20 protein-coding genes are annotated in these 21,439 nt (G+C 34.8%); 8 read left to right on the top strand and 12 right to left on the bottom strand.

Going from position 1 to position 21,439, the window contains the following annotated elements; all coding sequences use genetic code 11:
- The first annotated feature begins 82 nt into the window (after window positions 1–82).
- Together purD and guaA are read left to right on the top strand one after the other, a co-directional pair.
- Complete coding sequence (gene purD / locus M2373_RS16920) at window positions 83–1,321, top strand: phosphoribosylamine--glycine ligase (protein WP_259112274.1); 1,239 nt, start codon at window positions 83–85, stop codon at window positions 1,319–1,321.
- A gap of 148 nt (window positions 1,322–1,469) precedes the next feature.
- Window positions 1,470–2,999 carry a glutamine-hydrolyzing GMP synthase gene (gene guaA, locus M2373_RS16915; protein WP_259112271.1) on the top strand — a complete coding sequence of 510 codons (1,530 nt, stop codon included), beginning with the start codon at window positions 1,470–1,472 and terminating at the stop codon, window positions 2,997–2,999.
- Window positions 3,000–3,051: 52 nt separating this feature from the next.
- On the opposite strand, the gene M2373_RS16910 is transcribed toward guaA, so the two are convergent.
- Window positions 3,052–3,438, bottom strand: a complete 387-nt coding sequence (locus M2373_RS16910; RefSeq protein WP_259112269.1) for a hypothetical protein — start codon at window positions 3,436–3,438, stop codon at window positions 3,052–3,054.
- Between the two features lie 90 nt (window positions 3,439–3,528).
- Here M2373_RS16910 and M2373_RS16905 point away from each other — a divergent pair, with 90 nt between their 5' ends.
- Window positions 3,529–5,031, top strand: coding sequence for a carbon-nitrogen hydrolase family protein (locus tag M2373_RS16905; RefSeq protein WP_259112268.1), 1,503 nt, complete (start codon window positions 3,529–3,531; stop codon window positions 5,029–5,031).
- Between the two features lie 61 nt (window positions 5,032–5,092).
- Here M2373_RS16905 and M2373_RS16900 read toward each other — a convergent pair whose 3' ends face one another.
- Entirely contained in the window at window positions 5,093–5,248 is a 156-nt protein-coding gene (locus M2373_RS16900; protein WP_259112266.1) for a bacteriocin-like protein, read from the bottom strand.
- A 196-nt stretch (window positions 5,249–5,444) separates the two neighbouring features.
- Between M2373_RS16900 and M2373_RS16895 the strand changes: the two genes are divergently transcribed.
- From M2373_RS16895 to M2373_RS16885, 3 genes are all read left to right on the top strand, one after another.
- On the top strand, window positions 5,445–7,094 hold the full coding sequence (locus tag M2373_RS16895) for an AarF/ABC1/UbiB kinase family protein (RefSeq protein WP_259112265.1): 1,650 nt from the start codon (window positions 5,445–5,447) through the stop codon (window positions 7,092–7,094).
- 23 nt (window positions 7,095–7,117) lie between these two features.
- Window positions 7,118–7,621, top strand: a complete 504-nt coding sequence (locus tag M2373_RS16890) for a hypothetical protein (RefSeq protein WP_259112263.1) — start codon at window positions 7,118–7,120, stop codon at window positions 7,619–7,621.
- Window positions 7,622–7,777: 156 nt separating this feature from the next.
- Window positions 7,778–9,130, top strand: coding sequence for a DEAD/DEAH box helicase (locus M2373_RS16885; RefSeq protein ID WP_259112374.1), 1,353 nt, complete (start codon window positions 7,778–7,780; stop codon window positions 9,128–9,130).
- Between the two features lie 30 nt (window positions 9,131–9,160).
- Here M2373_RS16885 and M2373_RS16880 read toward each other — a convergent pair whose 3' ends face one another.
- The 5 genes from M2373_RS16880 to M2373_RS16860 form a co-directional block, all read right to left on the bottom strand.
- On the bottom strand, window positions 9,161–10,126 hold the full coding sequence (locus M2373_RS16880; RefSeq protein ID WP_259112262.1) for a tetratricopeptide repeat protein: 966 nt from the start codon (window positions 10,124–10,126) through the stop codon (window positions 9,161–9,163).
- Window positions 10,127–10,136: 10 nt separating this feature from the next.
- Window positions 10,137–10,790 (bottom strand): GDSL-type esterase/lipase family protein, encoded by a 654-nt coding sequence (locus M2373_RS16875; RefSeq protein WP_259112259.1) that lies wholly within the window; start codon window positions 10,788–10,790, stop codon window positions 10,137–10,139.
- Between the two features lie 55 nt (window positions 10,791–10,845).
- The gene (locus M2373_RS16870) at window positions 10,846–11,307 is read right to left on the bottom strand and encodes a lipocalin family protein (protein WP_259112258.1); all 462 of its coding nucleotides are present in this window, start codon (window positions 11,305–11,307) and stop codon (window positions 10,846–10,848) included.
- 204 nt (window positions 11,308–11,511) lie between these two features.
- On the bottom strand, window positions 11,512–12,675 hold the full coding sequence (locus M2373_RS16865) for an iron-containing alcohol dehydrogenase (RefSeq protein WP_259112256.1): 1,164 nt from the start codon (window positions 12,673–12,675) through the stop codon (window positions 11,512–11,514).
- Window positions 12,676–12,929: 254 nt separating this feature from the next.
- Window positions 12,930–13,331 carry a helix-turn-helix domain-containing protein gene (locus M2373_RS16860; RefSeq protein WP_259112254.1) on the bottom strand — a complete coding sequence of 134 codons (402 nt, stop codon included), beginning with the start codon at window positions 13,329–13,331 and terminating at the stop codon, window positions 12,930–12,932.
- A gap of 99 nt (window positions 13,332–13,430) precedes the next feature.
- Between M2373_RS16860 and lpdA the strand changes: the two genes are divergently transcribed.
- A complete protein-coding gene (lpdA, locus tag M2373_RS16855; RefSeq protein WP_259112253.1) occupies window positions 13,431–14,831 on the top strand; it encodes a dihydrolipoyl dehydrogenase in 1,401 nt (466 codons plus the stop codon).
- 91 nt (window positions 14,832–14,922) lie between these two features.
- Here the strand turns inward: lpdA and M2373_RS16850 are convergent, their stop codons facing one another.
- From M2373_RS16850 to M2373_RS16835, 4 genes are all read right to left on the bottom strand, one after another.
- Window positions 14,923–15,489 (bottom strand): hypothetical protein, encoded by a 567-nt coding sequence (locus tag M2373_RS16850; RefSeq protein WP_259112251.1) that lies wholly within the window; start codon window positions 15,487–15,489, stop codon window positions 14,923–14,925.
- Window positions 15,490–15,523: 34 nt separating this feature from the next.
- A complete protein-coding gene (locus tag M2373_RS16845; RefSeq protein WP_259112250.1) occupies window positions 15,524–15,928 on the bottom strand; it encodes a membrane lipoprotein lipid attachment site-containing protein in 405 nt (134 codons plus the stop codon).
- Window positions 15,929–15,981: 53 nt separating this feature from the next.
- The gene (locus M2373_RS16840; protein ID WP_259112248.1) at window positions 15,982–16,647 is read right to left on the bottom strand and encodes a hypothetical protein; all 666 of its coding nucleotides are present in this window, start codon (window positions 16,645–16,647) and stop codon (window positions 15,982–15,984) included.
- Between the two features lie 76 nt (window positions 16,648–16,723).
- Window positions 16,724–17,299, bottom strand: coding sequence for a hypothetical protein (locus M2373_RS16835; protein WP_259112246.1), 576 nt, complete (start codon window positions 17,297–17,299; stop codon window positions 16,724–16,726).
- Window positions 17,300–17,391: 92 nt separating this feature from the next.
- On the opposite strand from M2373_RS16835, the gene M2373_RS16830 reads away from it, so the two are divergent.
- Window positions 17,392–19,926 (top strand): phosphoenolpyruvate carboxylase, encoded by a 2,535-nt coding sequence (locus tag M2373_RS16830; RefSeq protein ID WP_259112244.1) that lies wholly within the window; start codon window positions 17,392–17,394, stop codon window positions 19,924–19,926.
- A 250-nt stretch (window positions 19,927–20,176) separates the two neighbouring features.
- Here M2373_RS16830 and M2373_RS16825 read toward each other — a convergent pair whose 3' ends face one another.
- Complete coding sequence (locus M2373_RS16825; protein WP_259112242.1) at window positions 20,177–21,325, bottom strand: FAD-dependent monooxygenase; 1,149 nt, start codon at window positions 21,323–21,325, stop codon at window positions 20,177–20,179.
- Window positions 21,326–21,439 lie beyond the last annotated feature (114 nt).

The following is a 21,439-nucleotide window of genomic DNA, read 5'->3' as shown; positions in this document are numbered from 1 at the left end:
ATTAAAAAATAATTTTGAGATTGTATTTATAGCATTCAAAATTATATATTTGTAAAGTATAGACTAGATAATTAAATAAAGTATGAGAATATTAATCATAGGTGAAGGTGGAAGAGAGTCTGCTTTGGCTGTAAAGCTTCAGAGCGATTCTAGAGTTTCTAAAATGTTTTTTGCAAACGGAAACGCAACTACCGATGTAATAGGGAAAAATGTTCATTTATCAGAGATTAACGAACTGAGAGATTTTGCGATCAAAGAAAAGATAGATCTTACTATCGTAGGCCCGGAAGCACCGCTTGTAGCTGGTTTGAAGGACGAATTCAAGAAGCATGACCTTAAAGTTTTTGGTCCGAATCAAAAAGTAGCCAGCCTGGAAGGAAGTAAGGCTTTCTCTAAGAAATTCATGCAGACCTATGATATCAAAACAGCTAAAGCTGTGGTATTTGATTCATATAACGAAGCTAAGGAATATGTACAGACGCAGGAATTTCCTTTAGTGATCAAGGCAAGTGGTTTAGCAGGTGGAAAAGGTGTTGTTATTTGCGATACTCTGGAAGAAGCTGAAGCTACGATCCATGATTTCATGATTAGAAGAATCTATGGAGATGCCGGAATTCGTTTAGTTATCGAAGAATTTTTACAAGGTTTTGAGGCTTCAATCATTGCTTTCTCAAACGGTGAAAAGATTTTCCCTTGTATCGCTGCTAAAGACTATAAAAAAGCAGGAAACGGTGATACAGGACCGAATACGGGAGGTATGGGATCTGTAGCTCCTAGCCCTGAATTTACAGAAGAACATTACGCTGATTTCGAAAAACATATCCTTGAACCAACGGTTGCTGGTCTTAAAGGAGAAGGTTTCAGCTTTAAAGGAATCATTTTCTTCGGATTAATGGTGACAAAAAACGGAACTTATCTTTTAGAATACAACATGAGATTCGGAGATCCTGAAACTCAGGTGTTGATGGCGTTGATGGAAAACAACCTTCTTGATGTTATCAACGATTGTATGGACGGAAAAGAAATCGAGCTTAAGTTTAAAAACGAAAAAGCGGTTTGTTTGGTAATGTGTTCAGGAGGTTATCCAAGAAACATCGAAACCGGTTTTGAAATTACAGGTGAAGATAAAGTACAGCACAGTCAGTTACTTCATGCCGGAGCTGTCAGAAAAGGAGACAAAGTAGTTTCAAACGGTGGTAGAGTTCTGAACATCGTAGCTACGGGAGCGACTTACGAAGATGCCCGCAAAAAAGTTTACGAAGACGCAAGTCATGTACATTTCGATTACGGCTTCTACAGAGAAGACATCGGAAAGTTTTAAAATAAATCACGAAAAAAGATTTGGAGCAATCCAGGTCTTTTTTTGTAAAGAAGTTGAAATTTAGATGTTAGATATAAGATTCCAGACTAAAGGTCTGATGTCTGATATCTAAAATCTGATGTCATTTAAAAACAAATTAATTCAAAAAATGAACAACGGTATTATCATATTAGATTTCGGATCTCAGTACAACCAGCTTATCGGAAGAAGAATCCGTGAGATGGGTGTATATTCTGAAATTTTACCTTTCAATACACCATTAGAAACGATTTTAGAAAAACAGCCGAGAGGAATTATCCTTTCAGGGGGCCCAAGCTCTGTAAATGCAGAAAACGCTCACCTGGTTGAAAAAGAATTATACGAACAGGGAATTCCCGTATTAGGAATTTGCTACGGAATGCAGTTGACAGCACACCTTTTAGGCGGAAAAGTTCATAAGGGAGTGAAAGGAGAGTATGGAAAAGCTCACTTGGAAATTGTAAAAGAATCTTCTTTATTAAAAGGCGTTACAGACAATTCTATTGTTTGGATGAGCCACTTTGACGAAGTTGGAGAATTGCCTGCAGGTTTTGAATTAAATGCAAAATCAGGAGTAATTGCTTCGATTTCAAATGAAGATAAGAAAATCTATTGCGTACAGTTTCACCCGGAAGTTTCTCACACTGAAGAAGGTGGAAAAATGCTTGAGAATTTCGTTTTCGGAATCTGTGATGCTGAGAAAAACTGGAAACTAACGAACTATATCGATAAAACAGTTGCAGAAATCCGTGAAAGAGTAGGTGACCAAAAAGTGATCCTTGGACTTTCAGGAGGGGTGGATTCTTCTGTAGCAGCAGTTTTAATTCACAGAGCAATTGGTGATCAACTAACTTGTATTTTCGTGGATACAGGGTTGTTAAGAAAAGACGAAGGTAAAAAAGTAATGGACAATTATGGAGAGCATTTCCATATGAACATTAAATTGGTTGATGCTTCTGAAAGGTTTTTAACAAAATTAGCAGGAGTTGATGATCCAGAAGCCAAAAGAAAAATCATCGGAAACGAATTTATTCATGTTTTTGATGAAGAATCTCATAAAATTGAAGGCGCTAAATTTTTAGCACAAGGAACAATTTATCCTGATGTGATTGAAAGCCAGTCAGTAAACGGACCGTCTGCGGTGATCAAATCACACCACAATGTTGGGGGGCTTCCGGAAGATATGGATTTCGAATTGCTTGAGCCTTTGAGAGAATTATTTAAGGACGAAGTAAGAAAAGTAGGCGAAGAATTGGGTATTCCTCATCATTTGGTGCACAGACATCCTTTCCCTGGTCCAGGTTTGGGCATCAGAATATTGGGAGCTGTGGATGCTGAAAAAGTGAGAATTTTACAGGAAGCTGATGATATTTTCATTGAAGAATTATACAAAAACGATTTGTATGAGAAAGTTTCTCAGGCTTTCGTAGTTCTTCTTCCTGTAAAATCTGTGGGAGTAATGGGTGATGAAAGAACGTATGAATACACAGCAGTAGTTCGTTCTGCAAATACTATCGACTTCATGACGGCAACTTGGAGCAGACTTCCTTACGAGTTTTTAGATACTGTTTCAAGCAGAATCATCAACGAAGTAAGAGGTATCAATAGAGTAGCTTACGATATTTCAAGCAAACCGCCTGCAACCATCGAGTGGGAATAATCTTGACTTGAATTTTTACATATAAATCCTGCCTTTAGGCGGGATTTTTTTATTAATTAACATTATAGAAATAGAAATCTTCTGCAGAAAAATCTTTTAAATTTCCCATAAAATTAAAGTATTTATTGTAAGTCTCTGCATCTACAGATAGTGATTTTTCTAATAAAGAATTTACATTAATATATTGCAAATAGCTAAATTGGTCTAGAAGAAATTTGACTTCGGAAAAATATTTATTTTCTATGAAAAATAGAGGGTAATCCAAGCAGAGATAACCAATTATGGAATTTTTAATGACTATAGTAGCAATTTTTTCTTCATCAATTTCAATATTAATATAATAATTATTGGATAAAATATCAATAATGTTATGAAAGTCAGAATGTTTCCAATTTATATTTAAGCTTATTACGCTTTCAATTATAGATGTAATATTCATTGTTAAATTTAGATGAATGATTTATTCATGCCATTTTTGAAATATTAGGATGTGGAAAATTTTTCCTAAATTTAAGTAAAATTACATCAAATGCAAATAGAAACAAGACCGCTGACGGTTCAGGATTATGAAGAATTGGTAGTAACAATGAAACGTGCTTACCCGCAAATGTCGGAATCAATATGGTCTAAAAAAAGTATTGAAAAACTTACCCGCATATTTCCGCAAGGACAGATTTGTATCACAGTAGACGGAAAATTAGCTGCCGTGGCACTGTCTATTATTGTGAATTACAATGAATTCGGGGATGATCATACGTATAGCGATATTACCGGAAATTATACTTTTAATACTCATTCTTCAACGGGTGATGTTTTGTATGGAATCGAAGTATTTGTAGACCCGGAATATCGTGAGCTCCGTTTAGGAAGAAGACTGTACGATGCCAGAAAAGAATTGTGTGAATTGCTGAATCTGAAATCTATTGTTCTGGGAGGAAGAATTCCAAATTATCATAAATACAGCAACGAACTTTCAGCAAGAGATTACATCCGAAAAGTAAGAGATAAGGAAATTTATGACCCTGTTTTGTCTTTCCAGCTTTCCAATAATTTTTTACCGATACGAGTTCTTAAAAAATATCTTCCGGAAGATGAGTCTTCCAAAGAAAATGCTGTTCTTTTACAGTGGAATAATGTCTATTACAGCAAAAAACCCAATACGATGCAGGACAGTATCATCCGGCTTGGGTTGGTGCAGTGGCAGATGAGGCATTTTAAAAATATTGATGCTTTTTATGAGCAGGTGGAATTTTTTGTCAATGTAATGGGTGATTATAAATCGGATTTTGTTCTGTTTCCGGAGCTCTTCAATACTCCTTTACTGGCGCCGTTCAATAAGCTTTCAGAAAGGGACAGTATGATAGAGCTTGCTAAACTGACCGAAGAAATCAAGAATAAAATTTCAGAGCTGGCGATCAGTTATAATGTTAATATTATTTCAGGAAGCATGCCTGTTTTTGAGAATAATGATCTGTATAACATCAGCTACCTTCTTCATCGTGACGGGCGTGTAGATGAATATCGTAAAATACATATCACTCCTAATGAAAGAAAATATTATGGAATGAAAGGGGGAAGTGAAATAAAAGTTTTCGATACAGACTGTGGCAAAATAGGTCTTGTAATCTGTTATGATGTAGAATTTCCTGAGCTTCCGAGAATTTTGGCGGATCAGGGAATGAAAATTTTATTTGTGCCTTATCTTACTGATACCCAGAATGCTTATATCAGAGTACGTCACTGTGCAGCCGCGAGGGCAATAGAAAATGAGTGTTATGTTGCTATTGCTGGGTGTGTAGGTAATTTGCCGGGAGTGAATAATATGGACATTCAGTTTGGTCAGGCAGCTGTATTTACTCCTTCTGATTTCGCATTTCCTTCTAATGCCGTAAAAGGGGAAGCTACTCCAAACACCGAAATGACTTTAATCGTAGATGTTGATTTGAATCTGCTGAAAGACCTTCATTACCATGGCTCCGTTCAGGTGATGAAAGACCGGAGAAATGATCTCTATGACACCTATCTGAAATAAAAAAGAAGACTGCATCCATCAAGGTGCAGTCTTTTGTTTATTGGTCTAACAATTATTAATTCTAAGCCAGCTGAGGGCAAAGAACAGCCGGACAAATTAATCCCGGACATCTAGGTCTTCCATCATCCGGACAACATTTATTTGAGCAGTTTTTAATGATTATACCTCCTGCGATGTTTTTTAATTGTTGTCTGGATACTTTCTTTAAATTTTTCATTTTAATATTTTTTAGAGTTTAGTTTTTAATGCTTGGTGATGCTAAAGTTAAAAATATTTTATGAATGAATCATTAAATAAAATAATTTCATTTTTTAACGGGAATTTCTGGTTTTGAATTTTTGTTTTTAAGACAAAAGAAATTAAATTTTTAATAGGAACAATTTTTGAATTAAATTGCAACTACATTTCAAGATATGTTTGACAAGCAACAAAGAAAACTGAAAAGATCTGCCAAATTAATTTCCGTATTGAGTAAATACGGTTTTAAAGACGTTTTGGCGAGAATGAAAAGCGGAAATAAACAGGTTGAAATTCCCGGTAATTCTGATGAAATTGTTTCCAAAGGAACGGTTTATGAAAGAATAAGACTGGTGTTGGAAGAATTGGGACCTACTTTTGTGAAGCTTGGCCAGACTTTCAGTAACAGGGAAGATCTTCTGCCTCCAGAACTTATTCAGGAACTGCAGAAACTTCAGGATAAAGTGGATGTTGTAGAAATGAATGTTGAAGAGATTCTGGAGAACGAATTTAATATTTCAGTTACTGAACATTTTCTGGATGTTCCTAAAGATCCTTTGGCCACAGCTTCCATTGCACAGGTTTATAAAGCAACTTTAATTGACGGGACGGAAGTTATTTTAAAAATTAAAAAAGCTGATGTTCAGACCGTTATTGAAGATGATCTACTGTTGATTAAAGATCTTGAAAAACTGATTTCGTCTTATTCTGAAATTGGTGATAAGCTGAATTTGAAACAGGCTATTTCAACTTTTGAAAAATCATTGCTGGAAGAAGTATCCTTAATAAATGAGAAGGAAAATATTCTGCAGTTTGCACGAAATTTTAAAAATAACAAAGAAACGTACGTCCCCAGAATTTACGAAGATTTTTCCAACAATAATATCCTCTGTATGGAATTTATTGACGGAATTAAGGTTACGGATAAAGTTAATCTGTTAGCCAATAACATTGATCCGGTAAAGATTTCAGAAGAGGGTTTAAGACTTTTTGTTTCACAGATTTTAGATTATGGGTTTTTCCATGCAGATCCTCATGCAGGAAATATTTTAGTGAAAAAAGATGGGAAGGTTGTTTTCATTGACTTTGGAGCAGTAGGGAAAATTCCACCTAATGATAAGGAAATTCTTGAAAATTTAATTGTGAGTTTCGTTGCTAAAAATCCACATAAGATCGTCAGGTACCTCAAAAAAATGGCGATAAGTTATCAGATTCCCGACGAAAGAAGATTCGAAAGTGATGTTGAAGATATTCTCAATTTTGTTCACAGTACTTCCCTCAAAGAAATTAATCCTCAGGCTATCATCAATAAAATGAAAGATGTTTTAAAGGATAACCGTTTGTATATGCCGGATTATTTTTATCTTTTATTTAAAGGAATTGGCTTGATAGAGGGGGTAGGGCGTACGATAAATCCTGATTTGGATATCGTTAAAAGCCTTAATCCTTACACCAAAAAAATATTCACCAAAAAAATAAGCCCTAAGAATATTTTAAAAACCGGAATGGACAAAATAATGAATTTCACCGATAATGTAGATGAAATTCCCAAAGAGTTACGTTCTGTTTTGCAAAAGCTGGATGAAAATAAATTTACTGTTTCCAGCGAAATTAAAAATATTGAAAAGACGAATCAGCTTATAAAATCAAGTATCGTTAATCTGATACTGGCGATGATTTTAGGAGCTAATATTATTGCCACAGCGATTGTTTTTGTATCGGAAGCCGGCCCAAGGATAGGAGAGTTGTCTTTGGTTGCGGTGCTGGGCTTCATTTTTTCGATTCTGTTAGTGATTATTATTCTGCTGAGGATTACAAGGAAATAATTTTGAAAATCTTAAAATAACCAATGAAAATATTAATCTTATCACTTCTCACATTTTGCAGTTCTTTTCTTTTTGCTCAGAAAGAGAAAGGTATTTTAGGAGACTTCAATGGTGACGGAAAAAAAGAATATGCCTATACAAAAGTAAACGACTGTAGTGATGAGTGTGACGGAAAATGTGAAACACTTATTTATTTTAGTGATAAAAATATAAAACCATTCACCATTTCACCATCGAGAAACGGAACTTTATATAATCTTACAGATTTAAATAATGACGGAAAAGACGATATCGGTTTTTATCCGGACTGGTGTACAAGCTGTTGGCATCCGCTATATGTCTATACTTTAAATAAAAAAGATTGGAAACCTTTGGTATCACCTATTTCTACGCATTGTTCGCAATGGGAGGATGAAAAATTTCCGATCAGAAAAGATCCGAAAAAGAAGGGGTACGTCATTATTACAACGAGTATCTGGAAAGATGATGATATTAAAGTTATTAGCAGAAGTGTGAAAGTGAATTGATTGGATGGAAACTGGGAGGTGGAAGTTTATGATTCTGCTTTAAATCAATATTTTACGTAAATATTAGATCCTAAAAATATGAACGTGGAGGTGATAATCTTCCAGCTTCAAACCTCCAGCTTCCCTACTACAAAATTAATTACCTATCTTTGCAAAATGGAAAAACTCACTTTTGCAGATTTTGACCTTCCGGTTAAAGTTCTTGATGTTTTAGCGGATCTGAATTTATTTGAACCTACTCCAATTCAGGAGAAAAGTATCAAGCCGATACTTTCAGGGAGGGATGTGATGGGAATTGCACAAACCGGAACCGGTAAAACATTAGCCTATCTTCTGCCTGTTCTTAAAACCTGGAAATATAATAAAAACGGTAATCCTACTGTTGTTATTTTAGTTCCTACAAGAGAATTGGTGGTTCAGGTAGCGGAAATTGTTGAAAAATTAACGGAAAATATTACTGCAAGAGTTATCGGAATTTATGGTGGTAAAAACATCAATACGCAAAAATTATTGTTTAATGATGGTTGCGATATTTTGGTGGGAACTCCGGGAAGGGTGATGGATTTGGCGATTGACAATGCCATTTCTCTGAAGGAAGTTCAGAAACTGATCATTGATGAGTTTGATGAAATGCTGAATCTTGGTTTCAGACCTCAACTGACCCATATTTTCGAAATGATGAGAGAGAAAAGACAAAATATTCTTTTCTCTGCAACGATGACAGAGGCTGTTGATGAAATGCTGGACGAATATTTTGCAAGTCCTGTAGAAATTTCATTGGCAAAATCGGGAACTCCACTTGAAAAAATTGAACAGACTGCCTATAAAGTAGAAAATTTTAATACTAAAATTAACCTGTTGGAGCATTTGTTGAAAACAGATACCGATATGTCGAAGGTATTGATTTTCACCAATAACAAAAAGAATTCAGATCTTTTATTTACTAAAATTGATGAACTTTTTCCTGAACAGTTTGATGTTATTCACTCCAATAAATCTCAAAACTACAGATTAAAGGCGATGAAACGCTTTGAAAATGAAGAAATCCGAGGTTTGATCACCACAGATGTAATGGCGAGAGGTTTGGATATTTCAGATATTACACACGTTATCAATTTTGAAACACCGGATATTCCTGAGCAATATATTCACAGAATCGGTAGAACAGGTAGAGCAGATAAAGATGGTAGAGCAGTAACTTTTGTTACGAAAAAAGAAGAAACTTTTGCTCTTGACATTGAGTTGCTGATGGATAAGGAATTAAAATACATCGACTTTCCGGAAGATGTGAAAATTAATCCTAAAAAGATTGCTTCAGAAGAAGATGTTATCATCATGAAAAATCCTGCTCAGGTAAAATTAAACGACGGCGGGGGAGCTTTCCATGAAAAGAAAGACAAAAATAAGAAGGAAAACTGGGGTGGACCTTCAAAAAGAAAAGCACCAAAAAAATTCGGAGCCAACAGAGCTCAGCAAAAAGCGATTTCAAAGTCTAAAAGAAAGAAATAAAAAACTCCCTCAATTTGAGGGAGTTTTTGCTTATTCAAAACGAATTTTATTGATTTTTAAAATTTCCTTAAATTTTTCTGTCTTACCATCATCCTTCATTTTCCTATAAATATAGTTTATAATAGTTTCTGCATCACTTCTGTATGGTGATTTTTGGTCAGTATAAATATTATATGCTTTCGACATGTAATCTAAAGACTTTTCATAATCTTTTAAATATTCATAATATATTTGACCAATACCATAATAAACTTCTGCGTCACCGGGATGTATTTTATCAAAAGACAGATAAGAATCAATCGCTTTTTGGTATTCTTTTTTATAAGAATAGGTAATGGCCAGATTTTGAAGTGGCATTTTACCTTTAGGATCAATTTCCAAGGACTTTTTGTAAGCGCTAATAGCATTATCATATTCGCCGACTCTACGATAGCATATTCCTAAATTATCCCATGCGTATACAAATTTTGAATCTTTTTCCAATGCCGATTTATAATTTTTGATAGCTTCTTTCCAGTCTTCTTTTTCGGTTGCTGCTATTGCCTTATCATAAAAATCCCGAGCCTCTTTATTGCCTGTCATGTGCTCTTCTTTACTTTCTGCGGCATTAACAAGATTTTTAATGCTTGGACAGGTATCCATTAAATAGCTTTCCATCTCATAATAAGAATTTTTATAATCTTGAGATTCTGGATTAGAGTTAATGGTTACATTAATTTTTTTATCTTTTATTTTGCCACTTTCAATATCTGCATTTGTTTTAGCAAGAGTTTTAGTCATTGAATAGACGAGAACGTTTTTATCAATACACGAACTGATTTCTTTATTGACAACATCTTTGGTCTTATCAAAACTACCAATAGAATCAATACACTTACAGGTCTTCACAGAAAGCTCCTTTAATATATCCTTTGCTGTCGGAGTTTTATCTTTTTGACTGAAAAATAAAGAAAAAATGAAAATAGGAATTAAAATGGTTATTCGTTTTTTTATCATGGTTGAAAAGTTATTTCATATAAGGATTCATCACAGAAGTCCAAAGCTTGTAGCCTTCAGGAGTCATGTGAAGTAGGTCTTCTACAAAAAGATCTTTTCTTACATTACCATTGGCGTCTTCCATTACTTTGGTGATATCAATGTAGCCCGCATTACGTTCTTTTTTCATAAAAGCGGCGATTTTTTGGTTAGCTTCCTTCATTTGAGGCCAAAGCTTTTCGCGGCTTGGGGAGTATTTAATGGAAATATAATCTACCGGAATTTTTGGAAATTTCTGACGAATCTTTTTATAGAAAGTTTTAAATCTGTCAACGACAACATCAGCTTTTAACTGGTCATTATCAGCAAAATCATTTTCGCCGCAGTAGATAATAATTTGTTTAGGCTGATAGTTCAAAAGATCATTTGCAAAATAATTAAGATCTGTTAAACGGGATCCTCCAAAACCTCTGTTGATGATTTTTTTATCTGGAAAGTAATTGGCTACGTCAGTCCATTTTGTGAAAGAGGAGCTTCCCACTAAAAGAATGGCATCCTTGGGAGGAGCATTTTCCTGATCTAATTTTTTGAAATCCTGAATGTCTTGCCAGTACATCGGTTTTTTTTCTTGTGAAAAGAAAAGGGCAAAGGTCAGCAATAGGAATGCTGATAACATCTTCTTCATTGTTCAATAATTTAAGTACTTATAAAAAACTCCCGAAAAATTCGAGAGTTAGTTTTTATCTTTTGTAGGTCACGTAGGTGAAATCGATGATCTGGTCACCATTCTGATCTATATTGTCATTAAGCTGTTTGATTCTTAATTCTGAGGCTGTAAGGATTACAACCTCATATTTCATCGGAGATGCATTATTGTATTTTATCTCCATATTCTTATTTTCTGTATCATAAGTATATTTACCTTCCAGAGTACCCGCCAGCTGGCAATCTGTTCCTACTCCTGAGTATGAGGTATAAGATACAAAATAATCTGTTCTGAATAATGTGACATCTTTAGCCGGGCATCCTGTAATAGTTTTAGAAGAAATTACCGTTTTGTCATCTTTTCCGGAGATCACTTCCTCTTTGCTGGTCTTCCATTCACCCTTCATCATATCCATTTCATATCCCTGGATATCATCGTCTTCACAAGAAGTTAGCGCTAGCGCTGAAAAGGCAAATAAAAGTAATTGTTTTTTCATTTTCACAAATTTAAGAATATGCTAAAATATAAATAAATTTGAAATATCTCTAATGAAATTAAGGTTTTTTAAACGAATGTTTGTAGAAAAAATAATTTTAAGGCTCTAAGCAGGGAGCAGGAAGATGGAAGTCTTAAACGCTAAGAGAATTTATTGCATAAACATTTAAAACTTCCGGCCTCCAGCTGCTAGCTCTCGGCTTTATTAGTAGCTCATCTCCACAATTTTATAAGCATCCTGCGGAGTCAGCTTTTTATATTCTCCAAGCCCCAGCCAGTTTCTTTCTGTAAAGGCTTTTTCTACTTTTTCGGCAGTACCCTGATAATTTTCTGTATATTCTGAAAGTCTGGTTTTAATATCTAAACTGTGAAAAAACTCTTCCAGTTTTTGAATTCCGGCTTCAGCTTTTTCTTCAACTGTTCCGTCTTTAATTCCCCATACTCTTTCTGCATACTGAGCCAGCTTTCCTTTTTTAGACTCAAAATTGTAACGGTAATGAGATGGTGCAATAACTGCTAATGTCCTTGCATGATCAATTCCGTAATAGGCCGTTAATTCGTGTCCCATGGCATGAACAGCCCAGTCTGTGATCACTCCTTTCTGAATTAATCCGTTTAATGCCATCGTACAGCACCACATGAAGTTTCCTGCTGCATCATAATTAAAATCATCTGTCAAAACTTTCGGAGCCGTTTCCTGCAAGCTGATCAAAATACTTTCGGCAATTCTTTCCTGTAAATCGGCAGAAGAAGGTGCTGTCATATATTGTTCTAAAACATGTGTATAAGCATCTGTAAGCCCGTTGATGATCTGTCTTGGCGGAATTGATCTTACGACTTCAGGATCTAATACTGAAAATTGTGGGAAAAGCCCCGGACCTCCTGTTGACAGTTTTTCGTTGGTTTCTCTTCTTGAAATGACGTATCCTGAATTCATTTCCGAGCCCGTTGCCGGTAATGTAAGGACGCTTCCGAAAGGCATACCTTCGCCTTCAAAAGTTCTTACAGGTTTGGTAAGGATTTCCCAAGGTTCACCCGCATAGTTTGCAGCAGCAGAAAGAAATTTAGTCCCGTCAATTACAGAACCACCGCCTACAGCCAGTAGATAAGTGATATTTTTTTCTTTAATAACTTTTAAAGCATCAGTCAGCACCTCATATTCAGGATTGGCAGGTACGCCTCCGAATTCGTGAAGTTCTTGGTCTTTTAAAGCTTCCTTTACCTGATCGTAAACGCCGTTGCTTTTAATGCTTCCGCCACCGTAGATCATTAAAACTTTAGCATCTTGTGGAATTTCCTTTGAAATTTTAGCAATTTCACCTTTTCCGAAAAGTATTTTTGTTGGATTTTTAAATTCAAAATTAAGCATTGTTCTTACATTTTTTGTAATCCAAATTTACGCATTGCACAATGAAAATTAAGTTAAGAAAGTTTTAAAATTAACATGATTGATTTTTATGAAAACTATTATGTCGTTAGTAATGGGCGTTAACTATTCATATGTTATTATTTTCCACAAAGTTTGTCATTCTATCGGATTCTAAACATCGTATTAAAGCTAAAATAATAAAAATATGAGCTCAGATTCTGACGGGAAGGTAACTAATTGTACAATATTCAAATTTAATTTAAAAGATATGCTTTTGCCTTTTTGATAAATTTATCTTTATCTTTTTTAATCTCTTCTACTAGCTTCTTTCTGTCATCAGGAATAGTCAGATATTGATCACCCCAAAGATTAATTTCAACAATCAGAGGAATCAGATCGATCCCTTTTTCTGTAAGACGATATAATATTTTTAATTTATTTTCAGGATGGTCTTTTTTAACAATAATGCCGTTTTCCAGCAAATTCTGAAGTCGGGAAGCCAGAATATTAGTGGCTATTTTTTCATCAGCTTTCAGAAAATCTCCATAAGTACATTCTTTTTTAATCATCAGATCACGGATGATTAGCAACGACCATTTGTCACCCCACATTTCCAGTGAACAACTGATAGGGCAGTCGGATCTCTTTTTATTCATACTATCAATATCTAAAATATCACTTGCAAAATGAAAGTTTTTGTTTTAGTTTTACTTGCAAAATAAAAGTAAATTTAATCATAAAAATTGACAAATCAAATGGAAAATTATGACATTGCCGTAATCGGCTCCGGACCTGGCGGATATGTGGCTGCAATCAGAGCTGCTCAGTTGGGATATAAAACAGTGATCATTGAAAAATATGATACCTTGGGAGGAACGTGTACCAACGTTGGCTGTATTCCCACAAAAGCTTTGCTGGACAGTACACATCACTTTTCTGAAGCTCAGCATAAGTTTAATGAGCATGGGATTAAATTAAACCAAATCGAGTTAGACTTCCAACAGATGTACAAAAGAAAGGCCGAAGTGGTCTCAAAAAATACGGCCGGACTTGATTTTTTAATGAACAAAAATAAAATTACAAGGCTGAAGGGAACGGCAGGTTTTGTCAGTAATTCAACCATAAAAGTGACGAATGAAAATGAAACCATTGAAGTCACAGCAACATATTATATCATCGCAACAGGTTCAAAACCATCAACAATTCCGGGAGTTGAAATTGATAAACAAAGAATCATCACTTCAACGGAAGCTTTATCATTAAAAGAACAGCCAAAATCAATAGTAATCATTGGTGGTGGTGTAATTGGAGTAGAAATGGCATCCATTTTCAATAGGATTGGAACTCAGGTAACGATTTTGGAATATGCGGATCATCTAATCTCAACAATGGATAACGAATTAGGAAAAAGCCTTCAGAAAATTCTGAAAAAAGAAGGAATTGATATCCGTCTAAATCAAGGCGTTTATAAAGCCGAAAATGTAGGATCTTCCGCAAAGGTTTTGTTTAAAGATAAAAACGGTACAGAAAACGAGCTTGAAGCCGAATATGTTTTGGTAGCAGTCGGGCGAAAAGCTTTTACAAAAGGCTTAGGTCTGGAAAATACCGGTGTTGAATTAGACGAGAGAGGATTTGTAAAAGTTTATGAAAACAACAAAACTTCAGTTGATAATATTTATGCAATCGGAGATGTGATTGGTGGTGCCATGTTGGCTCATAAAGCGGAAGAAGAAGGTGTTTTGGTGGCGGAAAGTATCAACGGACAAAAACGTCATATTCATTATGACAGAATTCCGGGTGTAGTTTATACATGGCCTGAAGTGGCTTCTGTAGGCTATTCTGAAGAATATTTAAAGAAAAATAACATTCCTTATAATATTGGAAAGTTTCCATTTTCAGCGAGTGCAAGAGCGAGAGCCTCAATGGATACAGATGGTTTTGCAAAAGTGTTGGTAGATCCAAAATATGGCGAAGTGTTAGGCGTTCATGTGATCGGAGCAAGAGCTGCAGATTTGATTGCTCAGGGCGTTATTGCTCAAGAGTATGAAGTGACAGCTGAAGATATGTTCCGAATCTCTTATGCACATCCTACGTATTCCGAAACTTTGAAAGAGGCGTATTTGATTGCTTCAGGACAGGGGGCGATTAATATATAATTTGGCTGGGAGTTGGGAGCTGGAGGCTGGAAGTTAATGAAGACATTCTAAAAAATAATGAGATTAGTAGTAACTTCCCGCTTCCATCATCCTACCTTTTCACTTCCAGTTTTCCGTTTTTTCTGTTGATCTTAATGAAAAAATATTCTTTGATTTCAGAATTATTGTTGAATTTAGAAAGATATAGAGAGACATATTTGTCATCAATTTTATATGAGCTCCCTAATTTATTGGTTATATCGACTGTATATCCATAAGTATTTGCAATTAAAACGGCTTCCGGCAAATTATCGATAGTTCCGATGAAATCTCTCAATTGTTGTTCGTTAGAAAAATATTTTGACTGACTGTTTTCACAAGCAATGAGATATGAAAAACAATCTTGTCCTAAACATTTTTGAAAAAAGCCTTTCTCAGGAGCAGGATCGTTGATGGTCATAAAATCGGGTGCCTGACTTTCATAAATGATGGCGTCATCAGGATCGGGATTGTTGCGAAGAACAGACCAATAATCGTATTTTTTGTTGGGAAAGATAAAAGGGTAGAGCAGCTCGGTATTGTCCAGAATTTCAGGGATTTTTTTGAAATCGGAAGGAATAGTATTTTGAGCTGAAAAAAAACCGGATAATAACAATAAAGTCGGAAATAATAATTTCATTCTGTTGTTTTTGCAAATTTACTAAAGTCAAAATTTATTGCAGTACAATTTTATAGTATCCATTTTCATCGGTTACGTCTATACCTACCCCTGTAAATGTCAATTTATTGATCTGATATCCGTCACAGCCACCTTTAAATTCTGACGAATGAATTGAAAAATTAAAAATCTTAACAGCAGAATAGAATGTATATTTTTTTATTCCATTATAAGCACCCACATTTTCTAAAATAATTTTATCATCATCAGTTTTGGTGAGCTGTACTCCGTTTTGGTTTTCATCACTGATTGAGAAAGGTCCAAGACTTCCATTAGTAATCAGATTTTCATTATTAGAATTAACAAATTCAAAAGCGATGGTCTGAGGTGCATTATAGCAATCGTCACTGCAGGCTGTAAAAATAAACGTGATTAAAAGAAATAGGAATATTTTTTTCATGGAATTAATTTCTGTGAAGGGTAAAATTAATCATTAATGAGTTGAATTCAAAATTATACGATACCTGAATTATTATGGCGGGTTCTAAATATTTTCAAAACTTGCGCAAGTTGATAATCCGTAATATCAAAATCATCAATATTAATCTCTATTTTTTCATTGTTATGAAAGAAATATAGATAATTAATTTCAGGCTTGTAATCATGTTTAGACTCACGACTTACTAACCGTTTTACAATTATTTTTTCAAGCTGAATGTTATTCCAAAAGTATCTCGGGTTATCTTTTATTTGTATCCCTTTTCCATTGATAGAGATTATAATTTTCGATATTTTTTTAATTTCTGAAATTATTTTAAAAGTAAAGTATCCTGTAAACCCAAGAAGAACAATTAATACAATAATCGCTGTTCCGTTGAACTTGAATTTAAGACCTAATAGAAAAAATAATCCTAAAATCACAAAAATACTATAAGTTGCAATAGCAATAATTCTACCTGAACGCGAATATTTTACGATCACTTCATCAGGAATTGAATTTTCATGATATTCAACAATATTATTTTTGTGGATATTATATTCTTTATAAATAAAAACACCATTGATGAAGGTTCCAATAAAAAAAATAATGGAAAGAAGAATAAAATATTGTAACAAATAAACGCCTATTATTAAAGCTAATATTCCTAAAATTGAATAAAAAATAATTCCAAATTTCATATATGATTAAAGTTTTTGTGAAGCTATATTTTAAGCTGAGTCATCAACAGAATTCCGAACTGCAAAAGCTGTTAAATTAATTTTTTTTATATCGGATAATTACCCTAGTCCTTTGTCCTTCATCCACTCCAAAAATAAAAGAAAAGACATGGATAGAATCGTTATCCCATCTTACAGTTCTCTGCCACCAATTCTCTTTTTTTTCAAATGTTTCTATCCCTTTTCCCAGTACTTTTGAAATTTTGTTTTTGTTAAAACTATAAAGATTATCAATAAATAATTGTTGTTTTCTATTTTGGCTCCAACTGTACTCTATTAATCGTAAAGTACTATCTTTTTTGGTGAAAAAATAAGAGGTTTGGGTGTTTAAATTGCCTGTATCTTTTCGATAAATTAATGGTTGATCAAAATCATAATGTTCAATATCAGGGAAATAGTTTTTTGATAAACTGATTCGATAAGGTTTAGCATATTGAATACCATTATTCTTATTTTCTATTTTTTTTATGTCTGATAATTCTGTATGGTCATAAATAAATTCTGTAGATTTTATTTCTACATTTTTCTTTTCAGCATTTGAATCTGTTTTTGATTGACAGCTGAATAGTGTACATATTATAATGATTAAAAAAATATACTTTAATGAAGACATCAAAATGAAAACTTAGGTTATTTTGTAAAGATAATTTTAAATTTTAAATTAATTGAAATACAATTAAAACCAAAATCCCCTACATTTGTTATATGATACACGACCAACGCGCAGAAAAATTCAGGCAGATCGTGGAAAATAAGTTCCAGATCTACAATTCATTATTTATGAGCCTGCCTTATGATAAAATGACGAATATCGGGATGTTGCTTCCGTTTCTTTGTGAAGAAAGTAAGATCGGTTATGAAGCCGGAAAAACACCCGAAGAAATCGTTGAAGAATTCTTTAAAAATCATACCGATCTACAGTCGGAGGAGCAGAAACTCGAACTGCTTTTTAAAATTATACAGTATATTGAAAGACAGGTTGTTTTATTTGACAGTATTGAAGATGCTGCCTTTCCAAACCTGCACTCAGAGAGTGATAACGGAACAGTCACCAATCTTTACGAGCGCTCTCTACAGGATCATAAACTGGAGAAAGTTCGTGAAAAACTGAAAGACTTTACGGTGAAAGTGGTTTTCACGGCACACCCGACACAGTTTTATCCGAGTTCGGTTCAGAGGATCATTCAGGATCTGAGAACGGCAATCACGACAGATTCAGTGACAAATATTGATATGCTGCTGCAGCAATTAGGAAAAACACCTTTCGTCAATAAAGAAAAACCGACTCCCATTGATGAGGCTCTGAGCATTATTTCTTATTTGAGATACGTCTATTACGATACCATTGGAGAGCTGTTTACGAAGATCAGAAAGACATTTGGAAACGGACATTTTCATTTGCATGAAGATATCATCCAATTGGGCTTTTGGCCGGGTGGTGACAGAGACGGAAATCCTTTTGTAACGGCTGATGTGACGAAAAGAGTCGCAGAAGAACTTAGGTCAGCGATCTTAAAATCCTATTACAGCCATTTGAAATTTATTCGGCGACGATTAAGCTTCAGAGGAGTTTCAGAGGTTTTAAACCAGTTAAGTGAAGAATTATATGGAGCTATTTTTGACGGTAAAATAATTACTTCCGAAGATATCCTGAAAAAAGCGGATGAAGCTGAAAAAATCCTTGTTGAAGAGCACAATTCATTATTTCTTGATCTTTTGGTGAATTTCAGGGATCGGGTGAAGATTTTCGGAACTCATTTTGCAACTTTGGATGTTCGACAGGACAGTAGAATCCATCAGCAGGTGATTGATGAGGTTTTTGCTAAAATTAACGGAAATATTGAAGCCACTTATGAAGATAAATTTAATCGGTTAATTGAGGTTTCAGCTCAGGTTAATCCTGACGATTTTGAAGGGATTGTTAAGGATACTTTACTTACAGTTGCTCAGGTTTCAGAAATCCAGCAGCTGAATGGTTTCAGAGGAATGAACCGCTATATCATTTCTAATTCTGATGCTGTAAAAGACGTGATGAATGTATATGCATTTTTTAAAGTTTGCGGTTATCAGGATCAAGAAATCAATATGGATATTGTTCCGCTTTTTGAAACGATGGAAGGTCTAGCAAATGCAGAAGGGGTGATGAATGAACTGTATCAGAACCCTATTTATAAAAAACATCTTTTAAAAAGAGGAAATCAGCAGACTATTATGCTGGGTTTCTCAGACGGAACGAAAGATGGTGGATACCTGAAAGCCAACTGGGAAATTTATAAAGCCAAAGAAGTTTTAACGAAACTTTCCGAACAAAACGGAATAAAGGTAGTATTCTTCGACGGCAGAGGAGGGCCTCCAGCAAGAGGTGGCGGGAAAACCCATGACTTCTACGCTTCCCAAGGCAATACGATAGCCAATAATAAAATTGAATTAACGATTCAGGGGCAGACGATTACAAGTATTTTCGGAAATAAGGAACAGGCAAAATACAACTTCGAACAGCTTTTGACAGCCGGAGTTGAGAATGATGTCTTTAAAAATTCTAAAAAAGACTTAACGGAAAAAGAAAGAAAGCTGATTATCGAGCTGGCAGATATCAGTTATAAAAAATACTCGGACCTGAAAGCGCACCCAATGTTCGTTCCTTATTTACAGGAAATGAGTACGCTGGAATACTATGGAAAAACCAATATCGGTAGCCGCCCGTCAAAAAGAGGTGGTGGAAGTGAGCTTAAATTTGAAGATTTAAGAGCTATACCCTTTGTGGGATCATGGTCTCAGCTGAAACAGAATGTTCCCGGATTTTTCGGGTTCGGTTTTGCAATGCAGCAGATGAAAGAGCAGGGAAGGTTTGAAGAAGTAAGAGAACTGTATAAAGGTTCGGATTTCTTTAAAACATTGGTTTTGAACTCAATGATGAGTATGAATAAGTCATATTTTCCTTTAACTTATTACATTAAAAACAATCCGAAGTTCGGAGCGTTCTGGAATATACTTTTTGATGAGTTTAATCTTTCCAAAAATATTATGCTTGAACTGACAGGCTTTAAAATGCTGCAGGAAGAAGACCCTTTATCCAGGAAATCGGTAAAAATTCGCGAGAGAATTGTACTGCCACTGCTAAGTATCCAGCAGTATGCTTTAATGAAAATTCAAAAAGGAGAAGGAAATAAAGAAGCTTATGAAAAGCTGGTAACCCGCTCGCTGTTTGGAAATATTAATGCCAGTAGAAATTCGGCTTAAAAATAAAAACCCCAAAGTCTAATTTTTCAGGCTTTGGGGTTTTAAATATGTTATTTTTTTAAGTAAGACCTTAAGATTAACATCACTATTTTAGGATGAAATGCCCAATAGCTGGGTTTTAGCATATGAACGATTTCAAGGTGTATTTTTCTTGCAAAGTCCTTGGTCGCCGAAAGCTTGACAAAATCTTCGGTATAGCGATGCTTGAGCTTTAACAGAAACGTTCGTTTACCTTTTGTTTCTGTGTATCTCATATCTTCCAATTCTCCCATTTCCCATGAATCCTGAACGTCTTTTGTGAACTTTTTTGAATAAATTTTGTAGGATACTTACCTTTTTGCCATCCCGCTATGAATTTATCTGTGGTTTTGGCCTGCATAATGCTTAATGTCATTCCTTGTCCCAGAAATGGGTTTATACTGCAAAGAGAGGCGCCTACAACCAGTAATCCATCGGGGAAATTTTGTAAAGTATCATAGCGCTTCCATATACTTTTAGGGTGCTTGTACATGCTGACACCAGATAAAGGTTCACAGTCTTTGATTTTATTGTAAATTTCCTGGGAAGGAAGGTGATTTTTCATATAATCATCAAATGAATCAGCATTCTGCTTTGGGAACTGGTTAAACCAGCCAGCTATTGTTACCAACCATCTGCCGTTTTCTATAGGAGTAGCTATCCCGATTGTTTTTTGATGTGGTGGCTGTGGAAAAAGCAGGATTAATAGACTGTCCTGATCAGATCGTGGATCACGGCTGTATATTCTGGAGGTATATCCAACGTTATTGATGACAACCTGTTCGGAGGTCGCGCCAAATCCGTCCTCTTTTAAAAGTTTTGATGTTCTGGTCCCCAAACCACCGGCATCAATAACAAGATCTGCTGATAATTCCTTCACGGTATTATCACCAAAATCCAAATATTTTATTCCCCGCAGAGATCTGTTTATTCCATTTTCTGAATGATATAAAAAGCTTTCAAAAGCTGATTCTGATAAGATACTGACTTTCTTATTTTCTTTTATTCTTTTTCTGAGACAGTTATCCAGAAGGCGGCGGCTGAATATTAAGAGGTCTTCTCCGGTTTCCAAATCTTTTTTCCAAAGACCATTTTGGAACCATGGAATTTTTCCTATATCATTACTTAAAGCACCTGCGGTTTTCAGATCTTCACTGAAGTTTGTAAAAATTGTATTCAGCATTTTTTCCCCACCTTTCATTAAAAAATGTGAAAACTTTTCCTGAGGTACATTTTTCCGATCATCACTTTCATTGTAGAAATTGTCTTTTTCAACAATAGTGACCTGATCAAAATGGGTTGACATTACTTCTGCCATTACGCATCCGGCGACGCTTCCCCCTATAATTATGACATGGCTGTTTCTTTTATTATTTATCATCAGATTAATACAGTTTTTGGTTGAAATATTATTCATATCCGGATATCTGAGTGTATTCCGCCATTATTTATCTGCATGGTGCAAAAAATAAATGGTGATAAACGCTATAGCAGA

The sequence above is a fragment of the Chryseobacterium sp. JUb7 genome (assembly GCF_024806495.1).
GTDB lineage: Bacteria > Bacteroidota > Bacteroidia > Flavobacteriales > Weeksellaceae > Chryseobacterium.
This window is presented reverse-complemented; position numbering and strand designations above follow the sequence as displayed.

Bases quoted from the DNA above. Each gene is read 5' to 3' on its own strand.
- purD (WP_259112274.1), top strand. From the start codon at position 83: ATGAGAATATTAATCATAGGTGAAGGTGGAAGAGAGTCTGCTTTGGCT.
- guaA (WP_259112271.1), top strand. From the start codon at position 1,470: ATGAACAACGGTATTATCATATTAGATTTCGGATCTCAGTACAACCAG.
- M2373_RS16910 (WP_259112269.1), bottom strand. From the start codon at position 3,438: ATGAATATTACATCTATAATTGAAAGCGTAATAAGCTTAAATATAAAT.
- M2373_RS16905 (WP_259112268.1), top strand. From the start codon at position 3,529: ATGCAAATAGAAACAAGACCGCTGACGGTTCAGGATTATGAAGAATTG.
- M2373_RS16900 (WP_259112266.1), bottom strand. From the start codon at position 5,248: ATGAAAAATTTAAAGAAAGTATCCAGACAACAATTAAAAAACATCGCA.
- M2373_RS16895 (WP_259112265.1), top strand. From the start codon at position 5,445: ATGTTTGACAAGCAACAAAGAAAACTGAAAAGATCTGCCAAATTAATT.
- M2373_RS16890 (WP_259112263.1), top strand. From the start codon at position 7,118: ATGAAAATATTAATCTTATCACTTCTCACATTTTGCAGTTCTTTTCTT.
- M2373_RS16885 (WP_259112374.1), top strand. From the start codon at position 7,778: ATGGAAAAACTCACTTTTGCAGATTTTGACCTTCCGGTTAAAGTTCTT.
- M2373_RS16880 (WP_259112262.1), bottom strand. From the start codon at position 10,126: ATGATAAAAAAACGAATAACCATTTTAATTCCTATTTTCATTTTTTCT.
- M2373_RS16875 (WP_259112259.1), bottom strand. From the start codon at position 10,790: ATGAAGAAGATGTTATCAGCATTCCTATTGCTGACCTTTGCCCTTTTC.
- M2373_RS16870 (WP_259112258.1), bottom strand. From the start codon at position 11,307: ATGAAAAAACAATTACTTTTATTTGCCTTTTCAGCGCTAGCGCTAACT.
- M2373_RS16865 (WP_259112256.1), bottom strand. From the start codon at position 12,675: ATGCTTAATTTTGAATTTAAAAATCCAACAAAAATACTTTTCGGAAAA.
- M2373_RS16860 (WP_259112254.1), bottom strand. From the start codon at position 13,331: ATGAATAAAAAGAGATCCGACTGCCCTATCAGTTGTTCACTGGAAATG.
- lpdA (WP_259112253.1), top strand. From the start codon at position 13,431: ATGGAAAATTATGACATTGCCGTAATCGGCTCCGGACCTGGCGGATAT.
- M2373_RS16850 (WP_259112251.1), bottom strand. From the start codon at position 15,489: ATGAAATTATTATTTCCGACTTTATTGTTATTATCCGGTTTTTTTTCA.
- M2373_RS16845 (WP_259112250.1), bottom strand. From the start codon at position 15,928: ATGAAAAAAATATTCCTATTTCTTTTAATCACGTTTATTTTTACAGCC.
- M2373_RS16840 (WP_259112248.1), bottom strand. From the start codon at position 16,647: ATGAAATTTGGAATTATTTTTTATTCAATTTTAGGAATATTAGCTTTA.
- M2373_RS16835 (WP_259112246.1), bottom strand. From the start codon at position 17,299: ATGTCTTCATTAAAGTATATTTTTTTAATCATTATAATATGTACACTA.
- M2373_RS16830 (WP_259112244.1), top strand. From the start codon at position 17,392: ATGATACACGACCAACGCGCAGAAAAATTCAGGCAGATCGTGGAAAAT.
- M2373_RS16825 (WP_259112242.1), bottom strand. From the start codon at position 21,325: ATGATAAATAATAAAAGAAACAGCCATGTCATAATTATAGGGGGAAGC.